19 protein-coding genes are annotated in these 17,926 nt (G+C 71.1%); 8 read left to right on the forward strand and 11 right to left on the reverse strand.

What is annotated here, in order from left to right; genetic code table 11:
* Positions 1-65 precede the first annotated feature (65 nt).
* Positions 66-632 carry a LemA family protein gene (locus tag ACFU8V_RS07430; protein ID WP_025103933.1) on the forward strand — a complete coding sequence of 189 codons (567 nt, stop codon included), beginning with the start codon at positions 66-68 and terminating at the stop codon, positions 630-632.
* A gap of 9 nt (positions 633-641) precedes the next feature.
* Here the strand turns inward: ACFU8V_RS07430 and ACFU8V_RS07435 are convergent, their stop codons facing one another.
* Positions 642-1,541: a hypothetical protein gene (locus ACFU8V_RS07435; RefSeq protein ID WP_378870144.1), complete on the reverse strand. Its 900-nt coding sequence runs from the start codon at positions 1,539-1,541 to the stop codon at positions 642-644.
* Complete coding sequence (locus ACFU8V_RS07440) at positions 1,538-2,797, reverse strand: winged helix-turn-helix domain-containing protein (protein ID WP_378870146.1); 1,260 nt, start codon at positions 2,795-2,797, stop codon at positions 1,538-1,540. Before ACFU8V_RS07440 ends, ACFU8V_RS07435 begins: the two co-directional genes overlap by 4 nt.
* Before the next feature lie 85 nt (positions 2,798-2,882).
* Here ACFU8V_RS07440 and ACFU8V_RS07445 point away from each other — a divergent pair, with 85 nt between their 5' ends.
* Together ACFU8V_RS07445 and ilvA are read left to right on the forward strand one after the other, a co-directional pair.
* Entirely contained in the window at positions 2,883-4,079 is a 1,197-nt protein-coding gene (locus ACFU8V_RS07445; protein ID WP_025103936.1) for an AI-2E family transporter, read from the forward strand.
* Positions 4,076-5,305, forward strand: a complete 1,230-nt coding sequence (ilvA, locus tag ACFU8V_RS07450; protein WP_025103937.1) for a threonine ammonia-lyase — start codon at positions 4,076-4,078, stop codon at positions 5,303-5,305. The genes ACFU8V_RS07445 and ilvA overlap by 4 nt, the downstream gene beginning before the upstream one ends.
* 61 nt (positions 5,306-5,366) lie before the next feature.
* Here ilvA and greA read toward each other — a convergent pair whose 3' ends face one another.
* Positions 5,367-5,858, reverse strand: coding sequence for a transcription elongation factor GreA (gene greA / locus ACFU8V_RS07455; protein WP_025103938.1), 492 nt, complete (start codon positions 5,856-5,858; stop codon positions 5,367-5,369).
* A 97-nt stretch (positions 5,859-5,955) separates the two neighbouring features.
* Complete coding sequence (locus ACFU8V_RS07460) at positions 5,956-6,342, reverse strand: DUF4307 domain-containing protein (RefSeq protein ID WP_025103939.1); 387 nt, start codon at positions 6,340-6,342, stop codon at positions 5,956-5,958.
* A 68-nt stretch (positions 6,343-6,410) separates the two neighbouring features.
* Between ACFU8V_RS07460 and ACFU8V_RS07465 the strand changes: the two genes are divergently transcribed.
* Complete coding sequence (locus ACFU8V_RS07465) at positions 6,411-6,698, forward strand: hypothetical protein (protein ID WP_025103940.1); 288 nt, start codon at positions 6,411-6,413, stop codon at positions 6,696-6,698.
* 7 nt (positions 6,699-6,705) lie between these two features.
* On the opposite strand, the gene ACFU8V_RS07470 is transcribed toward ACFU8V_RS07465, so the two are convergent.
* On the reverse strand, positions 6,706-7,437 hold the full coding sequence (locus tag ACFU8V_RS07470; RefSeq protein ID WP_249521466.1) for a hemolysin III family protein: 732 nt from the start codon (positions 7,435-7,437) through the stop codon (positions 6,706-6,708).
* 96 nt (positions 7,438-7,533) lie between these two features.
* On the opposite strand from ACFU8V_RS07470, the gene ACFU8V_RS07475 reads away from it, so the two are divergent.
* From ACFU8V_RS07475 to ACFU8V_RS07485, 3 genes are all read left to right on the forward strand, one after another.
* On the forward strand, positions 7,534-8,313 hold the full coding sequence (locus ACFU8V_RS07475) for an isoprenyl transferase (protein ID WP_025103942.1): 780 nt from the start codon (positions 7,534-7,536) through the stop codon (positions 8,311-8,313).
* 33 nt (positions 8,314-8,346) lie between these two features.
* Positions 8,347-9,477: an aminotransferase class V-fold PLP-dependent enzyme gene (locus tag ACFU8V_RS07480; RefSeq protein WP_025103943.1), complete on the forward strand. Its 1,131-nt coding sequence runs from the start codon at positions 8,347-8,349 to the stop codon at positions 9,475-9,477.
* A 158-nt stretch (positions 9,478-9,635) separates the two neighbouring features.
* Positions 9,636-11,018: a PhoH family protein gene (locus ACFU8V_RS07485; protein ID WP_378870154.1), complete on the forward strand. Its 1,383-nt coding sequence runs from the start codon at positions 9,636-9,638 to the stop codon at positions 11,016-11,018.
* 386 nt (positions 11,019-11,404) lie between these two features.
* On the opposite strand, the gene ACFU8V_RS07490 is transcribed toward ACFU8V_RS07485, so the two are convergent.
* The 6 genes from ACFU8V_RS07490 to xseA all read right to left on the reverse strand — a co-directional run bounded on the left by ACFU8V_RS07490 (position 11,405) and on the right by xseA (position 16,777).
* Positions 11,405-12,241 (reverse strand): DUF559 domain-containing protein, encoded by an 837-nt coding sequence (locus tag ACFU8V_RS07490; RefSeq protein WP_378870157.1) that lies wholly within the window; start codon positions 12,239-12,241, stop codon positions 11,405-11,407.
* Between the two features lie 285 nt (positions 12,242-12,526).
* Positions 12,527-13,921: a class II fumarate hydratase gene (locus ACFU8V_RS07495; protein ID WP_378870160.1), complete on the reverse strand. Its 1,395-nt coding sequence runs from the start codon at positions 13,919-13,921 to the stop codon at positions 12,527-12,529.
* Positions 13,918-14,592 carry a carbonic anhydrase gene (locus ACFU8V_RS07500; RefSeq protein WP_025103947.1) on the reverse strand — a complete coding sequence of 225 codons (675 nt, stop codon included), beginning with the start codon at positions 14,590-14,592 and terminating at the stop codon, positions 13,918-13,920. The genes ACFU8V_RS07495 and ACFU8V_RS07500 overlap by 4 nt, the downstream gene beginning before the upstream one ends.
* The gene (locus ACFU8V_RS07505) at positions 14,589-15,233 is read right to left on the reverse strand and encodes a DUF4245 family protein (RefSeq protein WP_025103948.1); all 645 of its coding nucleotides are present in this window, start codon (positions 15,231-15,233) and stop codon (positions 14,589-14,591) included. The genes ACFU8V_RS07500 and ACFU8V_RS07505 overlap by 4 nt, the downstream gene beginning before the upstream one ends.
* Positions 15,230-15,463, reverse strand: a complete 234-nt coding sequence (locus tag ACFU8V_RS07510; RefSeq protein ID WP_060922691.1) for an exodeoxyribonuclease VII small subunit — start codon at positions 15,461-15,463, stop codon at positions 15,230-15,232. Before ACFU8V_RS07510 ends, ACFU8V_RS07505 begins: the two co-directional genes overlap by 4 nt.
* Before the next feature lie 36 nt (positions 15,464-15,499).
* On the reverse strand, positions 15,500-16,777 hold the full coding sequence (gene xseA, locus ACFU8V_RS07515; protein ID WP_062766407.1) for an exodeoxyribonuclease VII large subunit: 1,278 nt from the start codon (positions 16,775-16,777) through the stop codon (positions 15,500-15,502).
* A gap of 100 nt (positions 16,778-16,877) precedes the next feature.
* Between xseA and ACFU8V_RS07520 the strand changes: the two genes are divergently transcribed.
* The gene (locus ACFU8V_RS07520) at positions 16,878-17,924 is read left to right on the forward strand and encodes a 4-hydroxy-3-methylbut-2-enyl diphosphate reductase (RefSeq protein WP_378871829.1); all 1,047 of its coding nucleotides are present in this window, start codon (positions 16,878-16,880) and stop codon (positions 17,922-17,924) included.
* Positions 17,925-17,926: the final 2 nt, after the last annotated feature.

Below are 17,926 nucleotides of genomic sequence, written 5' to 3' on the forward strand. Positions count from 1 at the left end.
ATCCCCAGTCCACGTGCAGGCACCGCGTCTAGGATGAGAGAAATACGGGAAAGGGTGGGGCACTGATGGAATGGCTCGTGCCGGTACTGATCGTCGTCGGGGTGATCCTGCTCGTCGGCGTCTATCTCTGGGCGACGTACAACTCGCTGGTGCAGCTGAACGTCCGCGTAGACGAAGCCTGGAGCGGCATCACCGTCCAGCTCAAGCGCCGAGCCGACCTCATCCCGAATCTCATCGAGACGGTCAAGGGCTACGCCTCGCACGAGAAGGCGGTGTTCGAGAACGTCACCCGCGCCCGCGCCGAGACCCTCTCCGCCGGCAGCCCCGGCGAGGCGGGGATCGCCGAGGGGCACCTGCAGCAGGCCCTGCGCAGCCTCTTCGCGGTGGCCGAGGCCTACCCGCAGCTGCAGGCCAGCCAGAACTTCCTCCAGCTGCAGCAGGCCCTCGTCGACACCGAGGACAAGATCCAGGCCGCGCGGCGCTTCTACAACGGCGGCGTCCGCGAGCTCAACACCAAGATCAAGGTGTTCCCCAACAACCTCTTCGCCAAGGGACTCGGCTTCACCGAGCGCGAGTTCTTCGAGGTCGCCGACAGCGGCGCCATCTCGGAGCCGCCGCGCGTGCAGTTCTGATCCTCGCCCTCACCACACGGTGAGGGCGAGTTCGTCTGCGGTGATATCCACGCCACCGCGCACGCTCCACGCGGTGCTGCGGTAGGTGACGGTGCGCGCGGCGCCGTCCTGGCCGGTGCCGGTAACGGTCGCCTCGAGGATGCCGTCGTCCGCGGTGAACCCGCCGGGGGAGAGCGTCACCGCGGGGAACCGCTCGACGCGGAACGCCACGTCGGAGACGTCCCGGAACTCCGTGCCCCACGGGATCCGGATGCCGCAGTTGTCGGGAATCGCGTGGCCGTCGGCGGTGCAGGTCTCCAGGTAGCCGTCGAGCTGCGTCTGCGCGGCCTCCGTCGCCTCCGGGCGGAGTTCGGCGGTCACGCGTGCGGTGGCGTCGTCGCCGGGGAGGACGACGGCCTCGGTCGTGCCGGCCAGCAGCGCCCGCGGCGCGGCCGCGACCGGGTACACGCCAGGGAGCAGAGCGGTGTCTTCGGTCACCGGGAGGACCGCATCGCCGACCTGGACCGCCGTCCCGATCGTCGTCGTGGCGCGGAGGGCACCGAGTCCGGAGGCGTCGACGGTCCAGCGGCCGCTCTCCGGCGTCAGCCGGACGCGCGCCTGGTGCTCGTCCCCGTCGAGTCGGAAGCGCACCGTCGCGGACGCGTCACCGTCTCCCTCACGCACATCGGTGACCTCGGCGTCCGCGATGGTCGACGAGGCTCCGGCGAACGCGGTGAGGGCGGCGTCGGACACCGCGGTCCCGGTCGCCGCGACCGCCTCGGGATCGCCCGACTCCAGCGCCCGGAGATAGGCCAGCGCTGCGTCCTCCGCGGTAGGCGAGCGGAGCGCGGACAGCCCCCACCACACCGCCCCCGCGACAGCGACGGCCACGACGACACCGCCCAGGAGCCACCAGCGACGACGGGTCACGCGACGCCCTCCCGGACGTGGACGTGACGACGCACCGTGTCCGGCGCGGTGGAGGCGAGCGCGGTGTGCACGGCAGCGGTCGCATCGCCCCATCCGGAGACCGACACCTGTTCGAGACCCTGCCACCGCGCGGCGCGGAGGAGCTCCGCCGCGATCGCCTCGGCGTCGCCGGGACGCGCCTGCGGCTCCCACCACGCCGACTGCACCTGCAGCGTGGACGTGCCGCGGTCGGCCTTGAGGTCGACCCGCGCCACGATCCGGTCGCCGACGAGCACGGGCAGCGAGTAGTAGCCGTAGCGGCGCTTCGCCGCCGGCACGTAGATCTCGATGCGGTAGTCGAGCTCGAAAGTGCGCAGCGCCCGTTCCCGGAACCACACCACCGGATCGAACGGGGTCAGCAGGGCGGCGGTCTCGACCCGGCGCGGAAGAACCGCGTCGCGATGCCGCCAGGCGGGGAGGGGCCGGCCGCCCCGCTCCCAGCCGCGGACGGTCACGGGCTGCACTTCGCCGGCGTCGACGAGATCGGCGATCGCCCCGGTCACCGCGGCACGGTCGCGGAGGCGGTAGTAGTCGGCCAGGTCGGCCGCCGTCCCGACGCCGCTGGACCGCGCGGCGCGTCGGACGAGCTCGCGGATGGCGTCCTCGCGCGGGATCTCGCGGGACCGGATGCGCTCGGGGATGACCTGCTCGGCGAGGGCGTAGGTGCGCTCGAACCCCCGGCGCCCGCTCACAGCGACGTCGCCCGTGCGCCACAGATGCTCGAGGGCGAGCTTGACCTCGTCCCAGTCCCACCAGGTGCCGCGCTCGCGCGGGGCGTCGGCACGGAGGTCGACCGGGCGGAGCGGTCCGCGCGCACGGAGCTCGTCCTGCACCCACTGCACCGTCCGGGCGTTCGTTCGGAGCCAGGAGTCCTCCGCGGACCAGCGCCGCCGGAAGTCGTCCATGCGGAACCGCCACAGGGGCCAGTCCTCGACGGGGATGAAGGTCGCCTCGTGGGCGAGGTACTCCACATAGTGCGTCGTGCGCGACAGGAAGAGGCGGTCGAGGAGTGCGGGATCGTAGGCGCCGAGCCGGGAGAACAGCGGGACGTAGTGCGACCGGGCGAACACGTTGACCGAGTCGATCTGCAGCACGCCGAGCCGGTCCATCACCCGGTGCAGATGGCGACCGGAGACGGTGGCCGGGCGTGCGCGGGTGAAGCCCTGAGCGGCGAGGGCGATCCGTCGTGCCTGGGCGGGACTGAGGGTGTCGGTCACGCCGCCAGCGTATCCCCGCTCTCCGACATCGTTGTGGCGTGCAGGATGCGTCGAACGGCATACGGCATGACCGTAGACTGAGGCGATGAGCGAGGACCAGCGACCCCGGCTGCGCGATCTGTTCCGTCCGCGCCCCGTGGTGACCGATCGGACCGTGACCACCGAAGCCGACGAGGCGGTGCCGCTGCCCCTGCGCATCACGGCGAGCTACGCCTGGCGCCTGCTGCTCATCGCAGCGGCGGCCGGCGTCTTCATCTGGCTGGTGATGCTGCTCAAGCTCCTCGTCATCCCGCTGATGGTGGGCATCCTCATCACCGCCCTGCTGTGGCCGGCGTTCTCCTGGATGCTGCGTCACGGATTCCCGCGCTGGCTCGCGATCGCTGTCTCCCTCATCGGCACGATCGCCATCGTCACCGGGCTGATGTGGCTCGTGGTCTGGCAGGTGCGCGCCCAGCTCCCGGACGTGCAGCAGCGCACGACCGAGGCCTTCGACCAGTTCCAGGTGTGGCTGCACGACGGTCCGCTGAACCTGTCGGACACGCAGATCGCGAACTACCTGCAGCAGGGCCTCGACTTCATCAGCGAGCAGGCTCAGGTCCTCTGGACGGGGGCCCTCGCGATCGGCACGACCGTCGGGCACGTCGCCACCGGCGCGCTGCTGTCGCTGTTCATCCTCATCTGCCTCCTCGCCGACGGCGCCGGCATCTGGCGCTGGACCCTGCGCATCTTCCCCCGGAAGGCCCGCCCCGCCGTCGACGGCGCCGCGCGCAACGGCTGGACGACGATCGTCAACTACGCCAGGACGCAGCTCTTCGTGGCGACGATCGACGCGATCGGCATCGGCCTCGGCGCCTTCCTGCTCCAGGTCCCGCTCGCGCTGCCCGTCGCCGTTCTCGTGTTCCTCGGCTCGTTCATCCCCATCGTCGGTGCGGTGGTGACCGGTGCCGTGGCCGTCTTCCTCGCGCTCGTCTACAACGGGCCGTGGATCGCCCTCTGGATGCTCGTCGTCGTCCTCGCCGTCCAGCAGATCGAGGGCCACATCCTGCAGCCGATCATGATGGGCTCCGCCGTCAAGGTGCACCCCCTTGCCGTCGTCCTCGTGGTCGCGGGCGGCGCGATGATCGCGGGCATCCCGGGTGCCCTGTTCGCCGTCCCGCTGGCCGCGTTCGTGAACGTGGCGGCGGTGACCATCAGCTCGGGATCCTGGCGCACCGGCGTCGGGCCGAGTGGAGATCTGATCTGGAGCACAGTTCCGCGTGAGCGGAGACGGAGGAATCGATGAGCGCAGTCCCCAGCCTGACCGAGTTCCAGGACGCGGCTCGAAGTCTGGCTGAGGTGATCTCGCACACCCCGACGCTGCCCTCTCGGGCGCTGTCCGACGCGCTCGGTGCCCCCGTGCTGCTGAAGATGGAGAACCTGCAGCGCACGGGGTCCTTCAAGATCCGCGGCGCGGCGTACCGGCTCTCCCGCCTCAGCGCGGAGGAGCGCTCCCGTGGCGTCGTGGCGGCCTCGGCCGGGAACCACGCGCAGGGCGTCGCTCTGGCCGCCCAGGCGCTCGGCATCCCCGCGACGATCTTCATGCCGCTCGGGGTCCCCGTGCCGAAGCTCCTCGCCACCCGCGGCTACGGGGCCGAGGTGGTGCTCGAGGGGGAGACCGTCGCCACGTCGCTGCGCCTGGCCGCCGAGTTCGCGGAACGCACCGGCGCCGTCCTCATCCACCCGTTCGACCACCGGGACATCGTGATCGGGCAGGGCACCCTCGGTCTGGAGCTGCTGGAGGATGCGCCCGAGATCGACACCGTCGTCCTCGGCATCGGCGGAGGAGGGCTGATCGCCGGCGTCGCCGCCGCGGTCAAGGCCAAGGCCGCCGAGCTCGGACGGACGATCCGCGTGATCGGCGTGCAGGCGGAGAACGCGGCCGCGGTGCCGCCGTCGCTCGCGGCCGGGGAGCCGGTCGACATCGTCACGCGCCCGACCATCGCCGACGGCATCCTCGTCGCGCGCCCGGGAGCTGTGCCGTTCGAGATCATCAAGGACCTCGTCGACGAGGTGGTGACCGTCTCGGACGACGACCTCGCGCGCGCCATGCTCGTGCTCCTGGAGCAGGCCAAGGTCGTCGTGGAGCCCGCCGGTGCGGCGGGCGTCGCCGCGATCCTCTCCGGACGTGTGTCGGCGACCGGCACGACGATGGCCGTGCTGTCGGGCGGCAACATCGACCCTCTCCTGCTGCAGCGCGTGGTGTCGCACGGCCTCGCCGCCTCGGGGCGGTACCTGACGATCCGCATCCCGCTGCCGGACCGTCCCGGCCAGCTGGCCCGCGTGTCCGAGCTCATCGCGGAGGCGGGAGCGAACGTCATCGAGGCGATGCACACGCGTCACGGCCACGGACTGCAGATCAGCGAGGTCATCCTCGAGCTCAGCGTCGAGACCCGCGGGGCGGACCACTCGGCCCACACGCTCGACACCCTCCGTCGCGCCGGCTTCGCCCCCATCGTCGTCCAGGACTGACCCCCGGACGCGCGACACCCCCTCGACCGTGGCGGTCGAGGGGGTGTCTCGTGAGGGCGCGTCAGCCCGTGTAGGTCTCCACCTTCACGATCTCGACGCTGATCGAGCGGCCGTTCGGTGCCTCGTACGACGAGGACTCGCCGACCTTGAGGCCGAGGATCGCCTGGCCCAGCGGGCTGGCCTCGCTGTAGACGTCGAGGTCGCTGCCGGCGGCGGCGATCTCGCGGCTGCCGAGGAGGAAGACCTCCTCGCCGCCCGCGACGATCGCGGTCACGACGGTGCCCGGCTCGACGATGCCCCGGCTGGCGGGGGCCTCGCCGACCTTGGCGGTCTTCAGCAGCGCCTCCAGGGTGCGGATGCGGGCCTCCTGCTTGCCCTGCTCGTCCTTCGCCGCGTGGTAGCCGCCGTTCTCCTTGAGGTCGCCCTCCTCGCGGGCCGCCTCGATGCGCTTGGCGATCTCGTCGCGACCGACGGTGGAGAGGTGTTCCAGCTCGGCGACGAGCCGGTCGTAGGCTTCCTGCGTGAGGAAGGGGACCTGAGCATCGGTGGACATGACGAAGCTCCTTCTATCGGGATCCCGCCGAGATGCCGCGGGGGATATGCCAAGACGCCCCGGCACGGTGCCGGGGCGTCGTCTGTCTGGCATCAGTCTAGGCGACCCAGCAGGTGTTCACCAAACCTGTCGTGGCCTCCGCGACGGTCGGGATGCGCTCCGCACGGGTGAGCGCATGGGCGTCTCCCGCCGGGATCTCCACGATCTTCCAGCCCACGACGCCGAACTCCTCGTCGAGGGCCTCGAGCACGCACACGACGTCCTTGCCCTGGACGCCGGTCACCTGGAAGCGCACGTCGACGGCGTGCTCGTCCACGAGCTCGAAGCCCAGATCATCGGCGTCGACCGAGCTCAGCGACTGGCCGACGATGGACCACGCGAGGGCCGCGAGGAGGAGGAGCGCGACGGCCCCGGCGAGGAACCACGGCCACCGGCGGCGGCGGGTGCGGCCATAGCGTTCGTCGAGCTGGAGGGCGGTCGTCACAGGTGGGGTCTTCCGGTCGTTAGGCTGGTGATACCAGGTTATGCGACCTGCGTACGAAAGGCCGATTCATGCGCTTCCTCTCCGAGACCCCGATGCCGACACCGTCGATGACGGTGGCCCCGGAGTCGGTCACGCCGGGCTTCGCGGGCTTCGCGGTGATCGTCATCGTGCTCGTCGCCGTGATCCTGCTGATCTGGGACATGAACCGCCGGATCCGCCGGGTGCGGTACCGCGAAGAGGTGCGCGAGGAGCTCGACGCGGAGGAGGCCGCCCGCGCCGCCGAAGACGCCCAGGACCAGGGTCGCACCGCACCGGACGCACCGGCCGCGCCCGACGAGGAGCCGCGCGAGCGCTGACCGCCGCTCAGGGCGCGCCGAGCGACGGCGAGAGCGGGTGCAGGGCGATCAGCAGGCATGCGGTCCAGTGGCAGAGGAAGGCCAGGACCGTGCACACGTGGAAGATCTCGTGGAAGCCGAAGTGGCCAGGCCACGGATTCGGCCTCTTCAGCGCGTAGACGATGGCGCCGCCCGTGTAGAGCAGACCGCCGACGATCACGAGCACCATCATGGCGACGTTGGCCTGGAGCAGGTCGACGATGTACATCACCGCGGCCCAGCCGAGCAGCAGATACAGCGCGACGTAGAGCCAGCGCGGCGCATGGATCCAGAACACGCGGAAGAGGATGCCGAGCAGGGCCCCGCCCCAGACCAGGGTCAGCAGCAGGACGCCCTTGGCCGGCGGCAGCGCCAGGGTCGCGAGCGGGGTGTACGTGCCGGCGATGAGCAGCAGGATGTTGGCGTGGTCGATCCGCTTGAGGATGCCCTTCACCCGGGGCCGCCAGTTGAAACGGTGGTACAGGGCGGAGTTCCCGAACAGCAGCAGCGAGGTGGCCATGAAGACCACCGCCGCCCACTTGGCCGCCGCTCCTTGGGACAGGGTGACGAGGACGATGCCTGCGGCGATCGCGACGGGGAACGTGCCGGCGTGGATCCACCCGCGCCAGGTCGGTTTGATCTCGGTCGCCGCGTCGGCGGCGGCCGCTTCGAGCAGCGGCAGCTTCGGGAGGTCGGCGCCGGTCTGGTCGGAAGTGCTCACGTGCTCACTCTAGGCGGGAGCGCATGCCCGTCCCCGTACATGTCCCCAGGTTCTGCACCGGCGCGGACGGGCGGGGCAGGGTAGCGTAGGTGGGTGATGTCACGCGAGAGCCCGGGACGGGGACCGCTGTACCGGCTGTACACCAGCCGGCTGCGTCGCCACCTCGATCCGGCCTCGGTTCCGCACCACGTCGCCATGATGATCGACGGCAACCGCCGGTGGGCGCGCCAGCTCGGATTCGATACCCCGGCCGAAGGGCACCGTGCAGGCGCCGCCAAGATGCAGGAGTTCCTCGGCTGGTGCGACGAACTCGGTGTGCGTGTGGTCTCGCTCTACCTCCTCTCCAGCGACAACCTCCGCAAACGGGACTCGGCCGAGCTCGCCGACCTCATCGAGATCATCGCGGAGCTCGCCGAGGCGCTGTCCCAGAAGGGCAACTGGCGGGTCAAGCACGTCGGCCGCTCCGACATCCTCCCCGCGGAGCTGGCGCGCGTGCTCGCCGATGCGGAGGAGCGCACGAAGGACCACACCGGCCTGCACGTGAACCTCGCGGTCGGGTACGGCGGCCGGAACGAGATCGTCGACGCGGTGCGCAGCATCATCACCACACACGAGGCGTCGGGCGGGACGCTGGAGGACCTCGCGGCGCAGCTCACTCCGGAGATGATCGGGGAGCACCTCTACACGGGCGGCCAGCCCGATCCGGACCTCGTGATCCGCACGAGCGGCGAGCAGCGGCTGAGCGACTTCCTGCTGTGGCAGAGCGCGCACAGCGAGTTCTACTTCGTCGAGGCGCTCGGGCCCGATCTGCGACAGGTCGACTTCCTCCGCGCGATCCGCGACTACGCCGACCGCGACCGCCGCTTCGGTCGCTGATCCGGGAGCCGCGGGGCGTGGCACAATGACGCAGTGAGCGCTTTCGACGACTACCTCAGCACGTTCGACGCGGAGCCCGGCTATCTGAACTGGGCAGCATTCGGCCCCGTGTCGCCCTCCGTCCGTGCCGAGGTCTTCGCCGACGCGGACCTCCTCGGGAACGGCCGGCCGTCGTCGCTGGCGCTCGTGGGGGAGCGGATCGGACAGGCGCAGGAGGTCGTCGCCGAGCTCCTCGGGGCCGAGGCCGCGGAGGTCACGCTGCAGCCGTCGTCGACGCACGGCCTCATGCACGCGCTCTACGGGGTCTCCGGCGCGGTCGTCGCGAGCACGGCGGAGTTCCCGAGCGTGAGCCTCACCCTGGAGCGCGCGGCGGCCGCGTCACAGCACGCGGTCACGCCCCGCTGGATCTCGCCCGACGACGGACGCGTCACCCCCGACGACATCGCCGCCGTCCTCGACGACGATGTCGTGGCCCTGGCCGTCAGCCACGTCGACTTCCGCACCGGGTACCGGGTCGACCTCGCCGCGCTGCGGGACGTCCTCGGCCCGGACCGCCTCCTCATCGTCGACGCCGTGCAGTCCTTCGGCGTGATCGACGCCGACTACAGCGTCGCGGACGTCGTCGTCGGGCACGGCTACAAGTGGCTGCGCGCGGGCCGGGGCACCGGGTTCGCCTGGTTCTCGCCGCGGGCGCGTGAACGGATCGTGCCCGTGCTCTCCGGCATCACGGGGACGGCGGCGACCGGGCTGGTCGTCGACGAGCGCCCGGCCCCGGCACCGGACGCGCGGGCCTACACGATCAGCATGCCGGACACGCTCGCCGCCGGCCGGCTCGCGATCGGCGCTCGGGACGTCAGGGACGCCGGGGTCGCGGCGATCGAGGAGCGGCTGTCCGCGCAGGTGGACGCGGTCATCGCCACGGCCGACCACCACGGGATCGCCGTCGTCTCCCCACGCGAGCGCACCGAACGCGCCGGGATCGTCGCACTCGCACCGGAGGAACCGGCGCGGCTCGCCGCGGCTCTCGCCAACGCCGGTCTCGTCGTCACCGCTCGGGGCGGATCCATCCGCATCGCGCCGCACGCCGGAACCGACGCCGAGACCCTCGGCCTGCTCGACGAAGCGCTCGGGGCCTTCGGCAGGGAATCGTTCATCGTCCCGTAACGAATCGCTGGCGTGTCGAGGCCGGGAAAGACCCTCGGGCGGCCGTACCTTCAAGGCATCGGGCAAGGCGCCCGGTCGGGTCGGCCTCAGGTTCGCGACTCGTGACCCCCTGGTCGACTCGTTCGAATAGCCGGGAATCCCCGGGTCGGGAGTGGGTCGTGACCACACGTACAGCGCAGCAGTCCACCAGCACCGCGCAGCAGTCCACCCGTCAGACGCCGAGTCAGGCCGCGGCCGCAGAACCCGCTCAGGATCTGCGCACCTACGTCCTCGACACCTCGGTCCTGCTGAGCGATCCGCAGGCGCTCTTCCGGTTCGCGGAGCATTCCGTGGTGCTCCCGGTCGTCGTCATCACCGAGCTCGAGGGCAAGCGGCACGACCCGGAGATCGGGTACTTCGCCCGCCAGGCGCTGCGGCACCTCGACGATCTCCGCGTCGAGCACGGCCGCCTCGACTTCCCGGTGGAGGTCGGCGAGGGGGGCACGCTCCGCGTCGAGCTGGGCAACGCCGACCTCTCGGTCCTCCCGGCCGGCATCCGCCTCAGCGACAACGACAGCCGCATCCTCTCCGTCGCGATGCACCTCGCGCAGGACGGCCAGGACGTGACCATCGTCTCGAAGGACCTGCCGATGCGGGTGAAGGCCGCGTCCCTCGGGCTGCGTGCCGAGGAGTACCTCGCGGAGCAGGCCGTGGACTCGGGCTGGACCGGCATCGCCGCCCTCGATCTCTCCGGCGACGACATCAGCGACCTCTACGAGAGCGAGGTCGGGCTCAGCGAGGACGTGCACGGGCTTCCCGTCAACACGGGCCTCATCATCCACTCCGAGCGCGGGTCCGCCCTGGGTCGGGTCACCGGTGACGGCGAGTTCCGGCTCGTCCGCGGTGACCGGGACATCTTCGGCATGCACGGGCGCTCCGCCGAGCAGCGCATCGCGATCGACCTGCTCCTCGACCCCGAGGTGGGCATCGTGTCCCTGGGCGGGCGCGCGGGTACCGGCAAGTCGGCGCTCGCACTGTGCGCGGGGCTGGAGGCCGTGCTGGAGCGCCAGCAGCAGAAGAAGCTCATCGTCTTCCGCCCGCTGTTCGCCGTGGGCGGCCAGGAGCTCGGGTACCTGCCGGGCGACCAGGGCGAGAAGATGAACCCCTGGGGTCAGGCGGTGTACGACACCCTCGGCTCCGTGGTCTCGGGGAACGTCATCGACGAGGTGGTCGAGCGCGGGCTCCTGGAGGTGATGCCCCTCACCCACATCCGGGGACGGTCCCTGCACGACGCGTTCGTGATCGTGGACGAGGCGCAGTCCCTGGAGCGGAACGTGCTGCTCACGGTGCTCAGCCGCATGGGCCAGAACTCGCGCGTGATCCTCACCCACGACGTCGGGCAGCGCGACAACCTCCGCGTCGGCCGGCACGACGGTATCGCGAGCGTCATCGAGACCCTCAAGGGACACGGTCTCTTCGGCCACGTCACCCTGACCCGCTCGGAGCGCTCCGCCATCGCCGCCCTCGTCACCGACCTCCTGGAGGGCGGCGAACTCAGCTGACCCGAGCCGTCGGGCGGGCTCTGCACGACCCGGGCACGCCCGCACGACCGCGCTCCGCCCGCACGACCGCGCCCCGGCTGTGGGCCCCACTGGCCTCTCCGATCGTGCATCCGTGTCGGGCTCGTGCATCCGGAGGTCCAGATGTCACGTCCCACGAGCGGGTGGATACACGGCCCCGTCGGATGCACGATCTCCCGGATGCACGATCCGACGACAGTGGTGGGTCGATCAGGGGTGTCCCGCCGTACAGGCGTATCCAGCTCGTGCATCCGTGCCGCGGCCCTCGGACGTCGGCAGCGACACCTGCACGATCCTGCACCGTCGGCCGGGCACTGCGGCCCGACGGGTCGTGCGGGTGGAACGGGGTCGTGCGGGTGGAGCCGTGGTCAGATGCGGTCGTTCGCCCGACGCAGGGCACCCTCGATCGCGGCCTGGACTGTCGGCCAGTCGTGCACGACCTGGGCGTAGTCGAAGCGCAGCGTCTCGTACCCGAGTCGCGAGGCGGCGGCGTCGCGGGCGAGGTCGCGGTGACGCATCGCCGGGGCACCGTGGTGCTCGCGGCCGTCGACCTCGATGATGAGTCGGCCGTCGACAACGAAGTCGACGCGGCCGACACCGGAGATCGTGACCTGCGTCGTGAGCTGCACGCCGAGGATGTGGAGACGGAGGCGCAGGAGGGATTCCAGGCCGCTGTCCGCGTCGGAACGGGCGAAGTCCACGAGCCAACGTGCGGACCGGGGCAGCGCGGCGCGGATCCGGGACCGTGCGGCCCGCCCGATCAGTCCCTGCCGCCAGGCTGACTCGAAGGACACGAAGAAGGCCTCGTCACCCTCGCACACGTGCAGATGCCGAAGCGCGTCCTCGACAGACACGATGCCGAACCGGGTGCGTCCCTCGAAATGATGTGGGATGCACCGGCACTCGATGTGCGGGTGCGCGCGGCCGTTGCGACCGAGCCAGACGTGCGGCGCATCGCTCTCCGACAGCACCCAGACTCCGTGGGCACGGAGCGCGGTGCCGCAGCTGATGGCCCCTCCGTGGGCAGCCGCCGTGAGCACCGTCGCGTCGAGGTCGTGACTGGCGAAGATCCCCGCGCGGACCCGATGGATCCGACCGGCGCGCACCGCGCGGGACAAGGCGGAGCGGGAGATTCCGAAAGCCCCGAGGTCGCGGCCGCGGGCGATGCCTCCGAGACGGTGAAGGGTCGAGACGGGATCGAGCATTCGCCGATTCTGCGTCCTCCGGTGTCTCGGCGGGGCCCGAAGGGCGTCATGGGGACGAGTCGGGGTGTCCGGGGATCCGTGGAGGAAGAGTCACCTGCACGATCCGGAGCCACGGGTAGTCCTGATCCGGGGATGCCGTCGTGCAGACGGAACGTGGTCGTGCATCCGGGCCAGGAACCGAGACCGACGGAGAACGGGATCGGAGATGGACGGAGACGGGACGGGGCCGGAGACGACGGATGCCGCGAGGACCGAGGTCCTCGCGGCATCCGTGTCGGGTGGGGATCAGCCCGGGTGGGTCATCGACAGGAGGTCGAGCTTCTCGTCCAGCTGCTCCAGCGTGAGCTCACCGCGCTCGACGTAGCCGAGGTCGATCACGGCGTCGCGCACCGTGATGCCCTTGGCGACGGCGTGCTTGGCGATCTTCGCGGCGGCCTCGTAGCCGATCAGCTTGTTCAGCGGCGTCACGATCGACGGGCTCATGCCCGCGAAGGCGGCGGCGCGGTCGAGGTTCGCCTGCAGGCCGTCGATGGTCTTGTCGGCGAGCACCCGGGAGGCGTTCGACAGCAGACGGATCGACTCGAGCAGCGCGGTGCCCATGACCGGGATGGCGACGTTCAGCTCGAACGAACCGGAGGCGCCGGCCCAGGCGACCGTGGCGTCGTTGCCGATGACGCGCGCGCACACCATGAGCACGGCCTCGGGAACGACGGGGTTCACCTTGCCCGGCATGATCGAGGATCCCGGCTGCAGGTCGGGGATGTGCAGCTCGCCGAGACCGGTGTTCGGGCCGGAACCCATCCAGCGCAGGTCGTTGTTGATCTTCGTGAGCGACACGGCGATGGTGCGGAGCGCGCCGGAGGCCTCGACGAGACCGTCGCGGTTCGCCTGCGCCTCGAAGTGGTCCTTCGCCTCGGTGATGGGCAGCTCGGTCTCGGCCGCGAGCAGCTCGATGACCTTCTGCGGGAAGCCGAGCGGCGTGTTGATGCCGGTGCCGACGGCCGTGCCGCCCAGAGGCACCTCGGCCACGCGGGGGAGCGCCGACTGCACGCGCTCGATGCCCAGGCGGATCTGGCGGGCGTAGCCGCCGAACTCCTGGCCGAGCGTGACGGGCGTCGCGTCCATGAGGTGCGTGCGGCCGGACTTGACCGCGTCCTTCCAGAGCTCCGCCTTGGCCTCGAGCGCGACGGCGAGGTGGTCGAGCGCCGGGATCAGGGTGTCGATGAGCGCCTGCGTGACCGCGATGTGCACCGAGGTGGGGAACACGTCGTTCGACGACTGCGAGGCGTTCACGTGGTCGTTGGGGTGCACGGTCGAGCCGAGGATGCGGCTCGCGAGCGTCGCCAGGACCTCGTTCATGTTCATGTTCGACGAGGTGCCGGAGCCGGTCTGGTAGGTGTCGACCGGGAACTCGCCGTCGTGGCTGCCCGCGGCGACCTGGTCGGCGGCCTGGGCGATCGCGTCGGCGATGGCGCCGTCGAGCGTGCCGAGCTCCTTGTTCGCCAGCGCGGCGGCCTTCTTGATGCGCGCGAGTGCGGCGATCTGCGTCGACTCCAGGCCCTTGCCGGAGATCGGGAAGTTCTCCACGGCGCGCTGCGTCTGCGCCCCGTAGAGCGCGTTCACGGGCACTCGCACCTCACCCATGGTGTCGTGTTCGATGCGGTACTCGGTGTCGGTCATTCCGAACCCTCCTTGGTTGCGGGGTCGATCCCCTCGGCTTCGATGCCGACCGTGATGACGGGCGCTGCCTCACCCTCGGCCAGACGATAGTTGGCGCCGACGATGCCGAGACGGCCTTCGGCGACGGCGTTGCTGATGATCTCGGACGACTGCAGCAGGTCGTTGACGGTGTTGCGCAGGTGCTCGCGTCCGACGAGCTCCGCATCGATGTCGGCCACCGTGCCGCCGCCGCTCTCCGCGAGGACCTTGCGCGCGGCAGGGACGATCGGCGCGATGAGCTTCCAGATGTGCGGGGGGAGCGGGTCGGCATCGATGGCGGTCCCGTCGATGGCGGCGCGCACCGCACCGCAGGAGTCGTGTGCGAGGACCACGATGAGCGGCACCTCGAGGACGGCGACCGCGTACTCCAGGCTCGCCACGATCGACTCGCCGATCACCTGCCCGGCGTTGCGCACGACGAAGAGGTCGCCGAGGCCGAGGTCGAAGATGATCTCGGCGGCCAGGCGGGAGTCCGAGCAGCCGAACAGCGTCGCGACGGGGTGCTGGGCCGCGGTGAGGTCCTTGCGGCGGTCGACGTTCTGGTTCGGGTGCTGGGGCTCGTCGCGGACGAAGCGACGGTTGCCGTCCTGCATCTGCTTCCAGGCGGCGGCGGGGGTCAGCGGGTGGGTCATCGGGCCTCCGAGACGGTGCGGATCTGGGGGATGAGCGACTCCGCGAGCTCGGCGGTGGAGTCGGCCGAGCGGGAGCCGTAGAGAAGCACGTAGTCGTCGCCGGCCTGGGTGCCGAGGGCATAGGTGACGTTCGCCTCCGCGCCGGCGGACCCGGGCCGATAGACGTCCCACTCCCGGCCGCCGATGCGGATGGTGTCGGTCGGGGCGACGCCGTTCAGGCGCTGCGGGGCCCACGAGGCGTCGGCGTCGAAGGCCTGGGCGAGCTTGATGAACCCGCGCTCGTCCTGGGCCGCGGGGGCGAGGGTGACCTCCCAGACGACGGGGGCTCCGCTCTGGAGCTCAGCGGCGTTCACCCGCCAGAAGTCGTCCGTCTCGGGGACGATCGCCGGGCTGCCCATGGACGACTCGACGTCCGCGGCGATGGCGGCGACGTCGATCGGCTTCGCCGCGACCGGCTCGCCCCGGGGGACGAGCGCGATGATGACGACGACGACCGCGAGGGTCACCACGAGCGCGGCGACGAGGTTGCGGACGGTCTGGCTCGACCGGTAGGCCTTGCTCGACGCGGCCTTGCGTGCGGCGGTCTCGTCGGGCGTCTCCGGTCGACCGAGGTCGGCGTTGATCGCGGGGCCCTTGCTCATGACGCGTCGCTCTCGTCGGTGGTGGCGGTGCGCGCGGCTTCGAGGCGACGCTTCGCGCCGAGCAGCCACTCCTCGCAGCGGGCGGCCAGGGCCTCGCCGCGCTCCCAGAGCGCGAGTGAGTGCTCGAGGGTGGGCGCCCCCTGTTCGAGCTCGGCGACGACCCGGACGAGCTCGTCACGGGCCGCCTCGAACGACAGCGTGTCCACAGGGGTGTCGTTCACGGCGCTCACTCCTCCATCCTACGTCGTGCCCCGGACGCCGCCCGCTCAGGCGCCTTCCGCGATCTCGCCCTCCGAGCGCACCGCGAGCGACCCTCGGTCCACCGTGAGGGTGAGCGCGCTGCCCGCAGGCGCATCGGCCGCATCGCGGAGGATGACGCCGCCCTCCAGATGCGCGATCGCGTAACCGCGGGCCAGAGTGGCGGCGGGGGAGAGGGCGCGCAGCGAGGCGCGCAGTTCACCGGTCCGCCGGCCGGCGTCGTCGAGCTGCCGGGTGACCGCGTCGCGACCGCGAGCGAGAAGCAGGAAGGTCTCCTGCGCACGGCTGTCGATGATCGGATCGGGCGAGCGCAGCACCGGCCGGGACCGCAGCTGCTCGAGCTGGGCGATGTCGTGCGTGAGGCGCTGCGTGAGGCGGGTGGTGGCCCGGGACCGCAGCTGCGCGATGAGTGCGCGTTGCTCCCCGACGTCGGGGACGACGCGCTTGGCGGCATCGGTCGGCGTCGAGGCGCGGAGATCGGCGACGTCGTCGAGGAGGGGGTGGTCGTTCTCATGGCCGATGGCGCTGACCACCGGTGTGGAGGCGGCGGCCACGGCTCGGACGAGGCGTTCGTCGCTGAAGCCGAGGAGGGTCTGCGGGTCGCCGCCGCCGCGAGCGATGATGATGACGTCGACCTCGGGGTCGGCGTCCAGACGGGCGAGAGCCGCCAGCGTGTCCGGCACGCAGCGATCGCCCTGCACCGCGGCGTACGCGGTCTTGAACCGCACCTGCGGCCAGCGCAGCTCGGCGTTGCGGTGCACGTCCTTCTCGGCGTCGGAGCGCTCGCCGGTGATGAGTCCGATGACATGGGGGAGGAACGGCAGGCGCTTCTTGCGTGCGGGATCGAAGAGGCCCTCCTGGCGGAGCTGCACCCGCAGCCGCTCCAGGCGCTCGAGCTGGTCGCCGAGCCCGACGTGCTTCATGGCCGAGACCGCGAAGCTGAAGTCCCCGGAGCGGACGAAGTAGTCGGCCTTCACGGCGGCGACCACGTGATCGCCCACGCCCAGGTCGGCGGGGATGCGGCCGCGCACGCTCGACCAGACGCGGATGGAGATCTGCGCGTCGGACCGGGTGTCCTTGAGGCGGGCGAAGACGTTTCCGGCGCGCACGTTCCAGGACGTGATCTCGCCCTCGACCCACACCGTGTTCCATCGCGCCACGAAGTCGCGGATGGTGGCGTTCAGTCGGGCGACCGACGTCGGTGCCTGGGCCGTGGAGTCGCGCGGGGCGACGGCATCCGCCGGCGGGGTCTCGCCCGGTCCCGTCGTCGCTTCGAAGACTGTCATCTGCTCCCGTTCCTGCCTGCGCGCTCACCGGCCCCGCCCAGCCGCACGACGGTAGAATCGAGGGGTGACTTCGACTGCCGTTCATCTTCCCGCTCCTCGCATCCCACGAGTGCGCGCCGCGGCCGGGCGGCTTCAGGATAACCCGGTGCCCGGACACAAGCGCGTCCTGCTCGCCGCCCCCCGCGGCTACTGTGCAGGCGTGGACCGCGCCGTGGTCGCTGTGGAGAAGGCGCTCGAGCGCTACGGCGCCCCCGTCTACGTCCGCAAGCAGATCGTGCACAACATCCACGTCGTGACGGAGCTCGAGGCCAAGGGGGCCATCTTCGTCGAGGAGGTCGACGAGGTGCCCGAGGGCGCGCACGTCGTCTTCAGCGCGCACGGCGTCTCCCCGGCTGTCGTCAACGCCGCATCCGACCGTGGCCTGCACGCGATCGACGCCACCTGCCCGCTCGTCACCAAGGTCCACCGCGAGGCCGTGCGCTTCGCGCGGGACGACCTCGAGATCCTGCTCATCGGCCACGACGGGCACGAGGAGGTCGAGGGCACGGCCGGAGAGGCACCGGATCACGTCACCGTCGTGAACTCCCCGGAGGAGGCCGACACCGTGCAGGTGAAGGACCCCTCGAAGGTGGTGTGGCTGTCGCAGACGACGCTCTCCGTGGACGAGACCATGGAGACGGTGAACCGGCTCCGCACCCGGTTCCCCGAGCTGCACAACCCGCCGTCCGACGACATCTGCTACGCCACCCAGAACCGGCAGGTCGCCATCAAGAAGGTCGCCCAGGGGGCTGATCTGGTGATCGTCGTGGGGTCCGCCAACTCCTCCAACAGCGTGCGACTCGTCGAGGTCGCGCTGGAGTACGGGGCCAAGGCCGCCTACCGCGTGGACTACGCCGAGGAGATCCGCCAGGAGTGGCTCGACGGCGTGGAGACGGTGGGAGTCACCAGTGGTGCGTCGGTCCCCGAGGTGCTCGTGCGCGAGGTGCTCGACGCGATCGGCGATGCCGGGTATCGCGACGTGGAAGAGGTCAAGACGGCGGAGGAGGACCTCATGTTCTCGCTGCCGAAGGAGCTCCGTCAGGACGCCACGGGCCAGCGCGACGCGCGCGCCCTCGGCGGCCGCGCCTCCGCAGGAGGGGGTGCGTAGCG

The organism is Microbacterium sp. NPDC057658, from assembly GCF_042799975.1.
In the GTDB taxonomy this organism is placed as follows: domain Bacteria; phylum Actinomycetota; class Actinomycetes; order Actinomycetales; family Microbacteriaceae; genus Microbacterium.

Coding starts and splice junctions, on each gene's coding strand:
- ilvA (WP_025103937.1), top strand. CDS start 4,076: ATGAGCGCAGTCCCCAGCCTGACCGAGTTCCAGGACGCGGCTCGAAGT.
- ACFU8V_RS07430 (WP_025103933.1), top strand. CDS start 66: ATGGAATGGCTCGTGCCGGTACTGATCGTCGTCGGGGTGATCCTGCTC.
- ACFU8V_RS07495 (WP_378870160.1), bottom strand. CDS start 13,921: ATGACCGACACCGAGTACCGCATCGAACACGACACCATGGGTGAGGTG.
- greA (WP_025103938.1), bottom strand. CDS start 5,858: ATGTCCACCGATGCTCAGGTCCCCTTCCTCACGCAGGAAGCCTACGAC.
- xseA (WP_062766407.1), bottom strand. CDS start 16,777: ATGACAGTCTTCGAAGCGACGACGGGACCGGGCGAGACCCCGCCGGCG.
- ACFU8V_RS07475 (WP_025103942.1), top strand. CDS start 7,534: ATGTCACGCGAGAGCCCGGGACGGGGACCGCTGTACCGGCTGTACACC.
- ACFU8V_RS07445 (WP_025103936.1), top strand. CDS start 2,883: ATGAGCGAGGACCAGCGACCCCGGCTGCGCGATCTGTTCCGTCCGCGC.
- ACFU8V_RS07490 (WP_378870157.1), bottom strand. CDS start 12,241: ATGCTCGATCCCGTCTCGACCCTTCACCGTCTCGGAGGCATCGCCCGC.
- ACFU8V_RS07505 (WP_025103948.1), bottom strand. CDS start 15,233: ATGAGCAAGGGCCCCGCGATCAACGCCGACCTCGGTCGACCGGAGACG.
- ACFU8V_RS07465 (WP_025103940.1), top strand. CDS start 6,411: ATGCGCTTCCTCTCCGAGACCCCGATGCCGACACCGTCGATGACGGTG.
- ACFU8V_RS07500 (WP_025103947.1), bottom strand. CDS start 14,592: ATGACCCACCCGCTGACCCCCGCCGCCGCCTGGAAGCAGATGCAGGAC.